The sequence below is a fragment of the Methylobacterium sp. 001424705 genome (assembly GCF_059816145.1).
In genome coordinates this window covers 35923-50327 of sequence record NZ_JCBANU010000022.1, presented here as the reverse complement: position 1 = coordinate 50327, position 14405 = coordinate 35923, and the positions used below count along the sequence as shown (strand labels likewise).

The 14405-nt window shown below is 70.7% G+C and carries 14 protein-coding genes; 13 read left to right on the top strand and 1 reads right to left on the bottom strand.

The window, feature by feature from the left end; genetic code table 11:
• Positions 1-13: 13 nt before the first annotated feature.
• The 6 genes from AC6EUL_RS16585 (at position 14) to AC6EUL_RS16560 (ending at position 5056) form a co-directional block, all read left to right on the top strand.
• Positions 14-376, top strand: a complete 363-nt coding sequence (locus tag AC6EUL_RS16585) for a phasin (RefSeq protein WP_056271717.1) — start codon at positions 14-16, stop codon at positions 374-376.
• A gap of 221 nt (positions 377-597) precedes the next feature.
• Positions 598-1281, top strand: coding sequence for a hypothetical protein (locus AC6EUL_RS16580; RefSeq protein ID WP_499871390.1), 684 nt, complete (start codon positions 598-600; stop codon positions 1279-1281).
• Positions 1282-1400: 119 nt separating this feature from the next.
• Positions 1401-2864 (top strand): Do family serine endopeptidase, encoded by a 1464-nt coding sequence (locus AC6EUL_RS16575; RefSeq protein ID WP_056221146.1) that lies wholly within the window; start codon positions 1401-1403, stop codon positions 2862-2864.
• Positions 2865-2969: 105 nt separating this feature from the next.
• Positions 2970-3281: an EndoU domain-containing protein gene (locus AC6EUL_RS16570; RefSeq protein WP_499871388.1), complete on the top strand. Its 312-nt coding sequence runs from the start codon at positions 2970-2972 to the stop codon at positions 3279-3281.
• Positions 3282-3299: 18 nt separating this feature from the next.
• Positions 3300-3599, top strand: a complete 300-nt coding sequence (locus tag AC6EUL_RS16565; RefSeq protein WP_499871386.1) for a hypothetical protein — start codon at positions 3300-3302, stop codon at positions 3597-3599.
• Positions 3600-3739: 140 nt separating this feature from the next.
• Positions 3740-5056: a replication-associated recombination protein A gene (locus AC6EUL_RS16560; protein ID WP_499871385.1), complete on the top strand. Its 1317-nt coding sequence runs from the start codon at positions 3740-3742 to the stop codon at positions 5054-5056.
• A 70-nt stretch (positions 5057-5126) separates the two neighbouring features.
• Here the strand turns inward: AC6EUL_RS16560 and AC6EUL_RS16555 are convergent, their stop codons facing one another.
• Positions 5127-5504, bottom strand: a complete 378-nt coding sequence (locus AC6EUL_RS16555) for a hypothetical protein (RefSeq protein WP_156394290.1) — start codon at positions 5502-5504, stop codon at positions 5127-5129.
• 306 nt (positions 5505-5810) lie between these two features.
• Between AC6EUL_RS16555 and AC6EUL_RS16550 the strand changes: the two genes are divergently transcribed.
• The 7 genes from AC6EUL_RS16550 (at position 5811) to AC6EUL_RS16520 (ending at position 14365) form a co-directional block, all read left to right on the top strand.
• Complete coding sequence (locus AC6EUL_RS16550) at positions 5811-7307, top strand: carboxypeptidase M32 (RefSeq protein WP_499871383.1); 1497 nt, start codon at positions 5811-5813, stop codon at positions 7305-7307.
• 229 nt (positions 7308-7536) lie between these two features.
• On the top strand, positions 7537-8784 hold the full coding sequence (locus tag AC6EUL_RS16545) for an Hsp70 family protein (protein ID WP_499871381.1): 1248 nt from the start codon (positions 7537-7539) through the stop codon (positions 8782-8784).
• 91 nt (positions 8785-8875) lie between these two features.
• A complete protein-coding gene (locus AC6EUL_RS16540; protein ID WP_056271736.1) occupies positions 8876-10306 on the top strand; it encodes an RluA family pseudouridine synthase in 1431 nt (476 codons plus the stop codon).
• 630 nt (positions 10307-10936) lie between these two features.
• A complete protein-coding gene (locus AC6EUL_RS16535) occupies positions 10937-11614 on the top strand; it encodes an HAD-IA family hydrolase (RefSeq protein ID WP_056221163.1) in 678 nt (225 codons plus the stop codon).
• Positions 11615-11679: 65 nt separating this feature from the next.
• Positions 11680-12474: an ATP12 family chaperone protein gene (locus AC6EUL_RS16530; protein WP_499871378.1), complete on the top strand. Its 795-nt coding sequence runs from the start codon at positions 11680-11682 to the stop codon at positions 12472-12474.
• A gap of 116 nt (positions 12475-12590) precedes the next feature.
• Positions 12591-14123 carry an acyl-CoA carboxylase subunit beta gene (locus AC6EUL_RS16525; protein ID WP_056221169.1) on the top strand — a complete coding sequence of 511 codons (1533 nt, stop codon included), beginning with the start codon at positions 12591-12593 and terminating at the stop codon, positions 14121-14123.
• A gap of 113 nt (positions 14124-14236) precedes the next feature.
• Positions 14237-14365, top strand: coding sequence for a hypothetical protein (locus AC6EUL_RS16520; protein ID WP_274534750.1), 129 nt, complete (start codon positions 14237-14239; stop codon positions 14363-14365).
• Positions 14366-14405 lie beyond the last annotated feature (40 nt).

The window sequence follows — 14405 nt, the reverse complement described above, 5'->3', positions numbered from 1 at the left end:
GGAGAGAAGCGAGATGACCGGTCAGACCTTCGAAATCCCCGCCGAAATGCGCGCCTTCGCCGAGAAGAGCGTCGATCAGGCCCGCACCGCCGTGAGCACCTTCATCGGCACCGCGGTCAAGACGGCCGAGCAGATGCAGACGACGTCGAAGTCGGTGCAGGAGTCGATGCAGACCGTCGTCGCGAAGGGTCTCGACCAGGCTCAGGAAAATGCCGCCGCGACCTTCGACTTCGCCCAGAAGCTGGTCCGGACCCGCGACGTCCGCGAGGCGATGGCGTTGCAGGGCGAATTCATCCGCAGCCAGATCGCCACCCTGCAGGCCCAGGCCAAGGATCTGGGCGCCCTGGCTCAGAACACCCTGCGCCCTTCCGCCTGAACCCGGCCGAAGGCCCGAAACGCGCGGCCGGCCCCCTTCAGCGCCTCGGGGTGCCGCCCGCCCGCGCGGCGCCCCGCAGACATCCCGCCGTTTCGGGTTATTCTTCCCCTCGAAGCGGCAAGGAGACAGAAGCCATGGCAAGACGGCGCAGACCCCCCTCCAAAGCGCAGGACCGAGCCGGAGCGCTCCCGCAGACCGCCGGCAGCCAGGAGGATGGACCGATGAACATCGACACCGTGCAGGCCGTCGAGATGGGTGACCCGAACGATCCATCGGGGTCGGACCATGCGCCGAACCTCCATGACGCGCTCCTCGAAGGCGTGTCCCCGGACGCTCTGGCGGCGGCAGCCGGAAGCGACGGCACGCCGGTCCCGGTCGTGACCGAGTCCGCCACCGCGACGACCGAGACCTCCGAACGCGTCGAGGATCTCACCGTGGTCCCGGAAGAGACGGCGGCACCGGGCGAAGGCGGGCGGGAGACGGTCCAGGCCGCGGCCGACGCTGTCGAAGTCGCGACCGACACCGTCGAAGTCGCGACCGACGCCGTGGAGACCATCGCTCAGACCCTGCCCGCGACCATGGCCGAGCCCCTGCCGGCGGCGCGGCCCGTCCTCGAAGGCTCCCAGGCTTCCTTCGGCAAGCTCGCGGACCTCGCAAAGTCGCCGCGGATCTCCGAGGTGATGGGTGAACTCGGCGAGGTGAACACCACCGTGCTCACCTATCTTCGCGGCGAGGGCGCCGCGGCGGTGGCCCACTGGCAGGCTCTCTCGGGCGCCAAGACCCCGGCCGATGCCATCCGCCTCCAGGTCACCGAGATGCAGCGCGCCGCCGACGCGTCGCTGAGCTGCTTCGCGGCCCTCGCCAAGCGGGCGAGCCGCTTCACCGGCACGATCGGCCGGCGCTGAAAGATCCGGCTCCGGCGCCCCTCGCGCCGGCGGCTCGACGCGTCTAGATATCCGGGAATCCGTCGCGGCGCCGTCCCAGACCGGGGCAGGGCCGCCGCGCCCTCGTCCCGGGAGTTCCCATGCCGCGCACGTCCCTTCTGCTCGTCCCGCTGCTGACCGCGACGCTCGCCGCCGCGCCCGCCACGGCGCAGATGATGAAGTCGCCGGCGGTCCCCGAGCCGGGGGCGCCGGAGAAGGTGGTGCCCCTCGCCAAGGGCCAGGTGCAACTGTCCTTCGCCCCGGTGGTGAAGCGGGCCGCCCCCTCCGTGGTGAACGTCTATGCCTCGCACGTGGACACGCGCGGTCAGAGCCGCAGCGCCATGGACGAGTTCATGCGGCGCTTCTTCGGTGACAACGGCGCGGGACGCGGGCGCGGCGGCGCGCCGGGCGAACGCGCCCAGAAGTCCCTCGGCTCCGGCGTGATCGTCGACGAATCCGGCCTCGTCATCACCAACAACCACGTCATCGAGAATATGAACGAAGTGCGCATCGCGCTCGCCGATCGGCGCGAGTTCGAAGCCACCATCGTCCTGCGCGATCCCCGCACCGATCTCGCCGTGGTCAAGATCAAGAGCCCGTCCGGCGGGCTGAGCCCGATGGCCTTCGGCGACTCCGAGTCCCTCGAAGTCGGCGACTTCGTGATGGCGATCGGCAACCCGTTCGGGGTCGGGCAGACGGTGACGCAGGGCATCGTCTCGGCGCTGGCGCGCACGCAGGTCGGCTCCTCCGACTATCAGTTCTTCATCCAGACCGATGCGGCCATCAATCCCGGCAATTCGGGCGGTGCCCTGGTCAACCTCCAGGGCCAACTGGTTGGGATCAACACCGCGATCTACTCGCAATCGGGCGGCAGCCACGGCATCGGCTTCGCCATCCCCGCCAGCATGGTCCGCGCCGTGGTGGAGACCGCCAAGGGCGGGGCGAGCGCCGTGCGGCGTCCCTGGCTCGGCGCCCGCGTGCAGAGCGTGACGCCCGACATCGCCGAGAGCATGGGCCTGGATCACCCCACCGGCGTGCTGGTGGCGAGCCTCCAGGCCAAGAGCCCGGCGGAGGAGGCCGGCCTCAAGCGCGGCGACCTCATCCTCACGGTGGACGGCAAGAGCGTCGATGACCCGGAAGCCTTCGGCTACCGCTTCGCCCTGAAGGGACTCACCGGCCAGACCCAGTTCGGCATCCTGCGCGGCACCGGGCGCTCGACCGTGGCGGTGAAGCTCGGCCCCGCGCCGGAGACGCGTCCGCGCGACACCCTCAAGGTGCGCACCCGCTCGCCCTTCCTCGGCGCGACCCTGGTGAACACGTCACCCGCCGTGGCGGAAGAGCTTCAGGCCGACTTCCCGTCGGACGGGGTCGCGGTGGCCAGCATCGACGAGGGCTCGATCGCCGCGCGCGCCGGCCTGCAGAAGGGCGACATGATCGTCGCCATCAACGGCATGCCGATCGCCACCACCAAGGACCTGGAACGGATCACCCGCAACAGCCTCAACATGTGGGAGGTCTCGATCAACCGCGGCGGCGAGGTCATGACCTCGATGTTCGGGGGGTAGCGCATCCAAGGCTCCGCGCGCCCGCGCGAGCCGCTTGCCCCGGCGAACCTTCGCGAATAGAAACAACCGTTAGTTGATTCCGGCGGGCTGCCCTTGGTCCGCTGGATGCCGGAGATGGGCGTGTCGCTCAGGCTGCCCTCGAACATCACGGCGGAACGCGCCGCCCATATCCTTCACGGGGACGCAAGCGGAGGTGGTCACTCACCACGAACCGGAAAACCCGGAAAGTCATACTTTCCACGATCATGGTCGGATCAGACGATCATGGATATGATTTCCGAGATCGCTCTGGATCCGACACTTATGAAGCGGCCGAGTTACCAGGGCCGCCTGATCGTCGAAGGAGTGCGATCGGGCGTTCATGTCAGGGTGGTCGTCGACGGGAACGGCCAGGTCATCACGGGATTCCCTCTCTAGACAACTTGGTGCTCGGTCATGATCGAAGTCCTTCACCCAAAATCCGAGATTCTTGCAGGGATCCTCGGGGCCATCGAGGGCGATCTGGACAACCACGATGCGACGGACATTCGCTCGTTCATCGCAGCGGGCGAGTACGGTTTGGCGGCCGATACGCTCTTTTCGGCGATTGCCGCGAAAAACCTCCGACTCGACAAGACGATCGTCGCGCAGCTCGCCGCCGTGGAAGACCTCTACAACACCTTCGGCGACCTCGATCCCAAGGTATCTGAGGAGGTGCTGCGGCAAGACCGAAAGCGAACACCCCTTCGCATGTAGGTGACCCATCTCCGACGTCGGTTTCCGCCGGGCGCTTCTGGCGGAGGCGGAGCACCGCGCCTGGGCCATGCGCCGGATCGCTGGTGACAGGTGCGACGGTTCGGTTGCTAAGCGGCGCCGCCCGCGTCTTTGATGCGCCGATGTCCGACCTGTTCGCCTCCGCCGGCTTGGCCAACACCGCCCCCCGCCCCCTCGCGGATGCCCTGCGTCCGAAAACCCTGGCGGAGGTGGTCGGGCAGGAGCACCTGACCGGGCCCGACGGGGCCCTGACCCGCCTTCTCAATGCCCGCTCCTTCGGCTCGCTGGTGTTCTGGGGACCGCCGGGCACCGGCAAGACCACGGTGGCGCGGCTCCTGGCGCACGAGACCGACCTGCATTTCGAGCAGATCTCGGCGATCTTCTCCGGCATCGCCGAACTCCGGAAGGTGTTCGACGCGGCGCGCGGGCGCCGGGCCACGGGGCGGGGCACCCTGCTCTTCGTCGACGAGATCCACCGCTTCAACCGGGCGCAGCTCGACGCCTTCCTGCCCGTGATGGAGGACGGCACGGTGACGCTGGTCGGCGCCACCACGGAAAACCCGTCCTTCGAGCTGAACGCCGCCCTCCTGTCCCGCGCCCGCGTCCTCCTCTTCCGGGCGCTCGACGACGCAGCCGTCGCCAAGCTGCTGGTGCGGGCGGAGGCGCTGACCGGCCAGCCGCTTCCCCTGGACGCGGAGGCGCGGGGCGTTCTGGTGCGCATGGCCGACGGGGACGGGCGGGCCGCGCTGACCCTCGCCGAGGAGGTCTGGCGCTCGGCCAAACCGGGCGAGACCTTTGACGCGGAGCACTTGCAGGCGATCATCCAGCGCCGCGCGCCGATCTACGACAAGTCCCAGGAGGGGCACTACAACCTCATCAGCGCCCTGCATAAGACTGTGCGCGGCTCCGACCCGGACGCGGCGCTCTACTATCTCTGCCGGATGCTCGACGGCGGCGAGGACCGCCTCTTCATCGCCCGCCGCCTCGTGCGCATGGCGGTGGAGGATATCGGCCTGGCCGACCCGCAGGCCCTCGTGGTGGCCACGGCCGCCAAGGACGCCTTCGACTTCCTCGGCTCGCCGGAGGGGGAATTGGCCCTGGCCCAGGTCACGATCTACCTCGCCTGCGCGCCGAAATCGAACGCGGTCTACGAGGCCTACAAGGCCGCCACGCGGGTGGCGAAGGCGCACGGCTCGCTGCCACCGCCCCGCACCATTCTCAACGGCTCCACGAAGCTGATGCGCAAGATCGGCTACGGCGAGGGGTATCGCTACGACCACGACGAGCCCGACGCCTTCTCGGGCCAGGATTACTGGCCCGAAAAGCTCGGGCGCCAGCACTTCTACGCGCCCACGGATCGCGGCATGGAGCAGCGCTACACCGAGCGATTGGCCCATTGGGAAGCCCTGCGCCGGCAGCGACGCGCCGACGAGGACTGAAGCCCGCGTCTCCTCCGTCGAAAGTTCGCGACGCGTCGCGCGCCCGCTGCCTCAGGCAGACGAGGGGAATCTAGTCGCTCGAGACGAGGCGCAGATGAAAGCCGTCCCGGATCGCACTCGGGACCGGCCCCGTGAACTCCGCCGGATCGCCGACGCGCAGGGCGAAGGCCATCTCGTCGGTGGGCAGCGGCTTGGCGGAGACGGGCGGCATCGCCTGCGCGAGGCAGGTGCCGAGACCGATGGCCGCAGCGACCTGACCGCCGATCCAGGGAAGCAGCGTCCGGTGGAGGGAATGGGGCCGTGAGCCGGCCGACGTTCCGTCCAGCATCCGGGCGGGCACGTCCGGGACAGCCGCCGCCCGGGAGGTCGCGGGCGCCGCGCCGCTCGGCGCCAGCGGGAATGCGCTGAAATCGAAGGCGGCGGAGTCGTCGCTGAGCGGGACAAGCACGGGTTCCATGTCGCTCAAACTGGACCGAGTCCGCTAACACCGTCTTAACTGCCCAGGCCGGGGCAGATCTGGTCTGGCCGGGCCGGCGGCCAGTCTTGCGGGGCGTCCGACGTCTCGGCTCGGCGCGAGGCGCCGGAGCTGCGCGATCGCGCGGCCCGGCCTTGCAACCGGGTGGCCGCCATGGTGGGATTCGCGTCTCCGGTCTCGCCGCGCGGCCGGGTGCGTGACACCCCGGACCGACGTCCCAGCGGTCCTCGGTCACGCTCCGTGCCCAGGCCACGATCCAGCAGGTCCCTTCGAGCCAGCATGCAGACCTATCCGATCCTCTCCGCCCGCTTCGCGCGCCTCGGCGCCCTCGGGGACGCCGCGGGGCTTCTCCATTGGGACCGCCAGACGCTGATGCCCGCGGGTGCGGCCGACATGCGGGCCGAGCAGCTCGCCCAGCTCGCGGTCATCGGCCACGAGATCCTGACGGCCCCGGAGACCGGCGACCTGATCGCCCGGTCCCTCGACGACGTCGCGAGCCTCGGGCCGTGGGAACGGGCGAACCTGCGGGAGATGCGCCGGGCCTATCTGCATGCCGCCGCGGTTCCGGCCGATCTCGTGGCGGCGAGCTCGAAGGCGTCGTCCCAGTCGGGGATGATCTGGCGGGAGGCGCGGGCGCGCGCCGATTTCGCCATGCTGGCGCCGGCCCTGGGCGAGACCCTGCGCCTGCAGCGGGAGGTCGGCGCGGCGAAGGGGTCCGCCCTCGGCCTCGATCCGTACGACGCCCTCCTCGACGGCTACGATCCCGGGATGCGCCGCGCCACGATCGATCCGGTGTTCGCCCACCTGCGCGCTGCGTTGCCGGACCTGATCGCGGCGGTTCAGGCGCGTCAGGCGCGGGAGCCGGCCCCGCTGCCCCTGACCGGCCCGTTCCCGGTGGAGGCGCAGAAGGCGATCGGGGAACGGCTGATGCGCGCCGTCGGCTTCGATTTCGCGCGGGGCCGGCTCGACGTCAGCCTCCACCCCTTCTGCGGCGGCGCCACCGACGATGTGCGGATCACCACCCGCTACGATGCCGCCGATGCCACCGGCGCCCTGATGGGCGTGCTGCACGAGACCGGCCACGCCCTCTACGAACAGGGCCTGCCCGCCGCGTGGTATCACCAGCCGGTGGGGACGGCCCGCGGCATGACCCTGCACGAGAGCCAGTCGCTGCTGGTGGAGATGCAGGCCTGTCGCTCGGGTGAGTTCTGCGCCTATCTCGCGCCGATCCTGGCGGAGGCCTTCGGCGGGGAGGGACCCGCCTGGAGCGCGCAGAACCTCTACCGGTGCTACACGCGCGTGGCGCCGGGCTTCATCCGGGTCGATGCGGACGAGGTGACCTATCCGGCCCACATCCTCCTGCGCTACGAACTCGAGACCGCGATGATCGCGGGCGATCTGGCGCTCGCCGACCTGCCGGGCGCCTTCAACGACGGCCTGCGCGATCTCCTCGGCCTCACCGTCCCCGATGATCGGCTGGGCTGCCTGCAGGACATCCACTGGCCGAGCGGAAGCTTCGGCTACTTCCCGACCTACACCCTCGGCGCGATGGCGGCGGCGCAGCTGTTCCGCGCGGCTCGGGACCAGAGGCCGGGCCTGCCGTCCGATCTGACCAGGGGCGATTTCACGGCCCTGCGCGGATGGCTGCGCGAGGCCATCCACGCCCGCGGCTCCCTGCTCGAGACCGACGACCTGCTCGTCGCCGCCACCGGCAAACCCCTCGGCGCGGAGGATTTCATGGCTCACCTGCGGCTCCGGTATCTCGGAGAGGGCTGAGACGCCTGCGCCGGGCGATCGCCGCCCTGTCCGCGCGGGGCTCGCGGCGGCGGCCGAAGTGCACCGGCGCGCGGCGAGGCCGTCGCCGAAACCGCCGCCCGGCTCGGTTCGCCGACCGCCTCGCGCCGGCGCGGTCCGTCGTTTCGGGTTCACGGACGGTGGACCGGACGCGGGTCAGCCTGTAGGCCGGCGGCCCCTCCACCAGCGGACCTGACGTCCGGAGATCCTCATGGCGGCCTGCGGCCTCGATTTCGGCACCTCGAACACCACCCTTGGCCTCGTCACCGGACAGCGCCCGCAGCTCGTGCCCCTGGAGGGGCGCCACGTCACGATCCCCAGCGCGATCTTCTTTCCGCCGGGGCAGGCGCCCTTCGTCGGGCGGGCCGCCATGGCCGAGTACCTCGAGGGAACGCCGGGCCGGTTGATGCGAAGCCTCAAGTCGGTGCTGGGCTCGTCCCTCCTGGAGGAGACGACCCCCGTCGGGCGCGAGCGCATCAGGTTCCGCGACGTCATCGCCCGCTACCTCGCGGCCGTGAAGACGCGGGCGGAGACCGAGACCGGCCGCGTCCTCGATACCGTGGTCCACGGCCGCCCGGTTCACTTCGTCGACGGCGATCCGGAGGGCGATGCCCGCGCCGAGGAGGCCCTGCGCGCGATCGCCACCAGCATCGGCTTCCGCCACGTCTCGTTCCAGTTCGAGCCGATCGCGGCCGCCCTCGATTACGAGCAGCAGGTCCGCGCGGAGGAGATCGCCCTCATCGCGGATATCGGCGGCGGCACCTCGGACTTCTCCATCGTGCGCCTCTCGCCGGAGCGGCATGCGCAGCCCGATCGCAGCAGCGATATCCTGGCCAATGACGGGGTGCGCATCGGCGGGACCGACTTCGACCGCCGGCTGAGCCTCGGCACGGTGATGCCGCTGCTCGGCCTCGGCAGCGCGATGACGCGGGGCGATATCGATGTCCCCACGGGCTATTTCCACGACCTCGCCACCTGGTCGAGCATCAACCGGCTCTACAATGCCAAGACCCTGCGCGAGATCGAGGAGGTCCGCCGCGACGCGCAGCGTCCCGACCTGCTGGCGCGGCTCCACACCGTCGTCGAAGCCGAGCGCGGGCATTCCCTGGCGATGGAGGTGGAGGGCGCCAAGATCGCGACCTCGGAGGCCGGTCAGGGCAGGATCGCCCTGGACTGGGTCGAGGCGGGGCTCGAGGCCGAGATCGACCGGCAGGGCCTCGTCGTCCATACGGACGAACTCGCGCGGCGGATCGCCGAGCGGATCGACCGATGCCTCGCGCAAGCCGGCCTCACGGCGGACCGGATCGACGCCCTGTTCCTCACCGGGGGCTCCACCGGCTTGCCCCATGTCCGCGCCGCCCTGACCATCGGCGTCCCGAACGCCCGCGTGGTCGATGGCGACACCTTCGGCTCCGTGGGCACCGGGTTGACCCTCGAGGCGGCCCGGCGCGCGGCCTGAGGCCGGATCGGAGCCCAGAAAGATCGACCCGGTCGGGCGACACGCTCCGTGTGCCCTTTGTCGTGGCGCCCGTGGGTGTTACGAGCAGGCCATGACCACACGACCACCTTCACGCGGCGGCTCCGGGCGCAAGGGCGCCGGCACGGGCCGCGGCGCACCGCCCGGCCGCTCCCCCCGGCCGGGCAAACCGGGTGCCTTCCGGCGGCCGGACCGCGAGCGCACGGGGCCGCGCACCAGTGCCCTCGATGCCGCCCAGCGCGCGGCGCAAGGGCGCGGCGATGCCGCGGCCAAGCACGCCCCCTGGCGCCCCGGCCAGGAGGCGAGCGACCGCGAGGCCGGCCCCCAGGACGGCTTCGAGACCGTGACCGAAGCCCCCCGGCGGGCGCCGCGCACCCGCGCCGAGCGACCGGCGCCGGCCGGTCCCGCGCCGGCGCGTCGCCCGGGCGCGGCCTCGCGCGAGACCGCACCGGCGCCAGAGGGACCGACCCGGCGCGAGCAGCGCGCGGCCGCCTCCGCCACCCTGGCCTCCGGCGTCCAGACCCTCACGGTGGAGGAGGACGAGGCCGGGATGCGGATCGACCGCTTCCTGACCACGCGTTTTCCCCAGCTTCCCTTCACGCGCGTCCAGAGCATCGTGCGCAAGGGCGAGCTCCGGGTCGACGGCAAACGCGCCAAGCCCAACGATCGGCTCGATCCGGGCATGAGTGTGCGCGTGCCGCCGCTCAAGCTCGAGGCCCAGGGCGAGCGTCCCCGCTCGGCCGCGAAGGACGCCACGGACGCCGACTTCATCCGCTCGCTCATCCTCTACGAGGATGCCGAGATGATGATCCTGAACAAGCCCTTCGGCCTTGCGGTCCAGGGCGGCTCCGGCACCGTGCGGCACGTGGATGGCCTCCTGGAGGCACTGACGGGCAAGGACGGGCAGAAGCCGCGCCTCGTCCACCGCCTCGACAAGGACACCGCGGGTTGCCTCATCGTGGCCAAGACGCGGCTGGCCGCCGCGACCCTGGCCAAGAGCTTCCGTTCGCGCTCGGCCCGGAAGGTCTACTGGGCCCTCACCGCCGGCGTGCCGCGGGTGGCGCAGGGCCGGATCTCGACCTACCTCGCCAAGGAGGAGCCCACGGACGCGGATGCGCGCATGCGGGTGGCCAAGCACGGCGACGAGGGCGCCGCGCACGCCCTGACGTATTACGCCATGGTCGACAACGCGGCCCAGAAGCTGTCGTGGCTGTCGCTGAAGCCGGTGACCGGGCGCACCCATCAGTTGCGCGCGCACGCCGCCCATATCGGGCATCCCATCGTGGGCGACCCGAAATACTTCAGCATCGAGAACTGGGAGCTGCCCGGCGGCATCCAGAATCGGCTGCATCTCCTCGCGCGACGGATCGTGATCCCGCATCCCCGGACGGGACAGCCCGTGGACGTCACGGCCCCGCTTCCGCCGCATATGGCGCAGAGCTGGAACCTGCTCGGGTTCGACGCATCCCGCTACGATCCCATCGTGGAGGCGCCGGAAGCCTGACGCCCCCTCCCGCGCTCGGGAGGTGCGGCACCTCGCCGGAGGACGAGGCGGCAGGGCGCCACGGTTGCACCTTGGCAAGCGCCCGCCATGCCTTATCCTCTCCATCCATCCCGGCGGGCGCGTTGCCACCGGCCAAGGACCGTCGCGCCACGATGCATCGAGACACGATCCTGACGCCGGCGATCGGCTTCGCACTCCTGGCACTCGCGGCGATCGGCGCGGGCAGCACGCTCAGCACCGCCGCGACAGCGCAGGCGACTCCACCGGCCCAGACCCAGACAAGGGCGCAGCCGCAGACGCCGGCGACGCCGCAGAATTCAGGACCGCAGCCACAAGCGGCACCGGCCGTCCCGCTTCAGGGACCGGGCGCACAGGGGCAGGGATCACGGCCGGCGGGAGCCAGTCAGGCGGTCGGTACGGCCGGAGGGCGCGGCGCGGCACAGGTCGGCCGGCCCCGGAGGCGGTCCTACGCCGCCTGCAACCGGATCTCGCACACGCGCGGCCTGCGCGGCGGAGCCCGGCGCCGGTTCCTCGTCCGGTGCAAGCTCGGCTACGATCGCCCCCGGAACGGTCAGACCCAGGGCCCGCGGCAGCCGTGAGGAACGCCGTTCGCAGCACGAGCCCGAATCCGTGAAGCTCATCGTCTTCGACGTCGACGGAACCCTCGTCGACAGCCAGCACCTCATCGTGGCCGCGCAGGGCATGGCCTTTGCCGAGCATGGCCTCACGGCGCCGAGCCGTACGGACTCGCTCTCGGTGGTGGGGTTGTCCCTGCCGCAGGCCTTCCGGCGCCTCGTCGGTGACGACGGCCCGATCGAGGGATTATCCGAGAGCTACAAGCGCGCCTTCAACATCCTGCGCCTCGACCCGAACTACGAGGAGCCCTTGTTCCCCGGCATGGAAGCGCTGCTCACACGCCTCCACGCCCGCGACGACGTGCAACTCGGGATCGCCACCGGAAAAGCGCGGCGCGGGGTCGATCGCCTGATCGAGACCCATGGCTGGCGGGGATGGTTCGCCACGACCCAGAGCGCCGACGACGCGCCCTCCAAGCCCGACCCCGCCATGCTGCTCCAGGCCATGGCGGAGACCGGGGCCGCGCCGGACGCCACCGTGATGATCGGCGACACCACCTACGACATGACGATGGCGGTCAGTGCCGGTGCCGCGGCCGTAGGCGTGGCCTGGGGCTACCATCCCGTCGGGGCGCTGTTCGGTGCCGGCGCCTCCATCGTCGTCGACACCGCGGATGATCTCGGGGCCCTCTTCTCCGGGGATCCGCGCGCACGGGCGGCGGCCCAGGCCTGACCCCGGCGCCAGACGCGAGACGCCGTGTCTCGCAGCCCGCGCCGCGATGCCCTATCTGCAGGACCATGAGCGACGATCCCAAACCCGATTGGCTCGGCGAGCCTGAACACCCCACCCAGCCCGATCCCACCCGTGCGGCACGCGGCCCCGGCAAGCCCGCCCTGCCGAAACGGTTCTACGGAGAGGCCGGCCTCGCCGCGCACGGCGACGGCTTCCGGCTGACCCTCGACGGGCGCCCGGCGAACACGCCGGCCCGCAATCCTCTCGCCCTGCCGACGCGCGCCCTCGCGGAGGCCGTGGCGGCCGAATGGGCGGCGCAGGTCGCGGTCATCGACCCCGCCACCATGCCGCTGACGCGCCTCGCCAACACCGCCATCGACGGGGTCGCGCCGCGCCGCGAGGCCGTGGTGGACGACCTCTCGGCTTATGCGGGCACCGACCTGCTGGCCTACCGCGCCGGCGATCCGGAGCGTCTCGTGCGCGCCCAGGCCGAGGCCTGGGACCCGATCCTCGACTGGGCGCACAGCGATCTCGGCGCCCGCTTCATCCTCGGCGAAGGCGTCATGCACGTCACCCAGCCGGATACCACCGTGGTGGCGCTGCGCCGGGCGATCGGCGAAACCGAAGGCCCGTTCCGGTTGGCCGCCCTTCACACGTTGACGACGCTGACCGGATCGCTCGTCCTCGCCCTCGCGGTGTTGCGCGAGCAGGCCAGTCCGGCCGAAGCCTGGGCGGCGGCCCATGTGGACGAGACCTATCAGGCGAGCGTCTGGGGCCGTGACGCGGAGGCTGAGGCGCGTCACGCCCTTCGGCAAGCCGAGTTCGAGGCCGCGGCCCGGCTGGCACACTTGAGCCGTTAAATCGATTTTCGCGGAAAGCGCCGCGTGCTAAGGCCGGTTCAAATCGCGACCGCCAAGGTTACCGCTCAAGTTCGTGCGGGACGCGACCTCATTTCTCCAACCAGGGTCGAGCGCGCATGAAGGACATTCTCGAGAAGCTGGAAGAGCGGCGCGCCCAGGCCCGCCTCGGCGGCGGCGAGAACCGCGTCGTGGCCCAGCACAAGCGCGGCAAGCTGACCGCGCGCGAGCGCATCGAGCTCCTCCTCGACCACGGGTCGTTCGAGGAGTTCGACATGTTCGTCCAGCATCGCTCCACCGATTTCGGCATGGAGAAGCAGAAGATCCCCGGCGACGGCGTGGTCACGGGCTGGGGCACCATCAACGGACGCACGGTCTTCCTGTTCTCGAAGGACTTCACGGTATTCGGCGGCTCCCTGTCCGAGGCGCACGCGGCCAAGATCGTCAAGGTCCAGGACATGGCGCTGAAGATGCGCGCGCCGATCATCGGCATCTTCGATGCCGGTGGGGCCCGCATCCAGGAAGGCGTCGCGGCGCTGGGCGGCTACGGTGAGGTCTTCCGCCGCAACGTCGCCGCCTCGGGCGTCATCCCGCAGATCTCGGTGATCATGGGCCCCTGCGCGGGCGGCGACGTCTACTCGCCGGCCATGACCGACTTCATCTTCATGGTGCGCGACACGAGCTACATGTTCGTGACCGGCCCCGACGTGGTGAAGACGGTCACCAACGAAGTCGTGACGGCCGAGGAGCTCGGCGGCGCCAAGGTCCACACCACCAAGTCCTCCATCGCCGACGGCTCCTTCGAGAACGACGTCGAGGCGCTCCTGCAGGTCCGCCGCCTCGTCGACTTCCTGCCCGCCAACAACATCGACGGCGTGCCGGAGATCGAGAGCTTCGACGATCCGCTGCGCCTCGACATGAGCCTCGACACGCTGATCCCGGACAACCCGAACAAGCCCTACGACATGGGCGAGCTGATCCGGCGCGTGGCCGACGAGGGCGACTTCTTCGAGATCCAGGCGACCTACGCCCGCAACATCATGACGGGCTTCGGGCGCATCGAGGGCCGCACCGTCGGCTTCGTGGCGAACCAGCCGATGGTGCTGGCCGGCGTGCTCGATTCGGACGCCTCTCGCAAGGCGGCCCGCTTCGTGCGCTTCTGCGATGCCTTCTCGATCCCGATCGTCACCTTCGTCGACGTGCCGGGCTTCCTGCCGGGCACCGCGCAGGAATACGGCGGCCTGATCAAGCATGGCGCCAAGCTGCTCTTCGCCTATTCGCAGGCGACGGTGCCCCTGGTGACCATCATCACCCGCAAGGCCTTCGGCGGGGCCTACGACGTGATGGCGTCCAAGCACGTCGGCGCCGACCTCAACTACGCCTGGCCCACCGCGCAGATCGCCGTGATGGGCGCCAAGGGCGCCGTGGAGATCATCTTCCGCAGCGAGATCGGCGATGCCGAGAAGATCGCCGAGCGCACCCGCGAGTACGAGGACCGCTTCCTCTCGCCGTTCGTGGCCGCCGAACGCGGCTACATCGACGAGGTGATCATGCCCCACTCGACGCGCAAGCGCGTCGCCCGGGCCCTCAGCATGCTGCGCACCAAGGAGATGGAGCAGCCCTGGAAGAAGCACGACAACATCCCGCTCTGAGGGCGGGGACCACCGGCCCGGCGCCTCGCCGGGCCGGCGTCGCGCAACATTCCGGTGGCCTATTCCCGGAAGGCTGCCATGATCCCCCAACCACAATCGGAAGGAGACAGATCATGGCGGCGGAACAGAAGCGCGGAAGTCGCGAGGCGAAGAAGCCCAAGAAGCCCGTGACGAAGACGATCGCGGCGGCGCCCTCGACCAAGGGCACGGTGGTCGCGGCACCGAAGGCCGGCAAGAAGTAGGCCCGCAGGGCACCGGTGCGGGCCCGAGCCCGCGCCGGGG

Excerpts from the sequence above, each read along its gene's own strand:
- AC6EUL_RS16585 (WP_056271717.1), top strand. The coding sequence starts at position 14 with ATGACCGGTCAGACCTTCGAAATCCCCGCCGAAATGCGCGCCTTCGCC.
- AC6EUL_RS16580 (WP_499871390.1), top strand. The coding sequence starts at position 598 with ATGAACATCGACACCGTGCAGGCCGTCGAGATGGGTGACCCGAACGAT.
- AC6EUL_RS16575 (WP_056221146.1), top strand. The coding sequence starts at position 1,401 with ATGCCGCGCACGTCCCTTCTGCTCGTCCCGCTGCTGACCGCGACGCTC.
- AC6EUL_RS16570 (WP_499871388.1), top strand. The coding sequence starts at position 2,970 with ATGCCGGAGATGGGCGTGTCGCTCAGGCTGCCCTCGAACATCACGGCG.
- AC6EUL_RS16565 (WP_499871386.1), top strand. The coding sequence starts at position 3,300 with ATGATCGAAGTCCTTCACCCAAAATCCGAGATTCTTGCAGGGATCCTC.
- AC6EUL_RS16560 (WP_499871385.1), top strand. The coding sequence starts at position 3,740 with ATGTCCGACCTGTTCGCCTCCGCCGGCTTGGCCAACACCGCCCCCCGC.
- AC6EUL_RS16550 (WP_499871383.1), top strand. The coding sequence starts at position 5,811 with ATGCAGACCTATCCGATCCTCTCCGCCCGCTTCGCGCGCCTCGGCGCC.
- AC6EUL_RS16545 (WP_499871381.1), top strand. The coding sequence starts at position 7,537 with ATGGCGGCCTGCGGCCTCGATTTCGGCACCTCGAACACCACCCTTGGC.
- AC6EUL_RS16540 (WP_056271736.1), top strand. The coding sequence starts at position 8,876 with ATGACCACACGACCACCTTCACGCGGCGGCTCCGGGCGCAAGGGCGCC.
- AC6EUL_RS16530 (WP_499871378.1), top strand. The coding sequence starts at position 11,680 with ATGAGCGACGATCCCAAACCCGATTGGCTCGGCGAGCCTGAACACCCC.
- AC6EUL_RS16525 (WP_056221169.1), top strand. The coding sequence starts at position 12,591 with ATGAAGGACATTCTCGAGAAGCTGGAAGAGCGGCGCGCCCAGGCCCGC.
- AC6EUL_RS16520 (WP_274534750.1), top strand. The coding sequence starts at position 14,237 with ATGGCGGCGGAACAGAAGCGCGGAAGTCGCGAGGCGAAGAAGCCCAAG.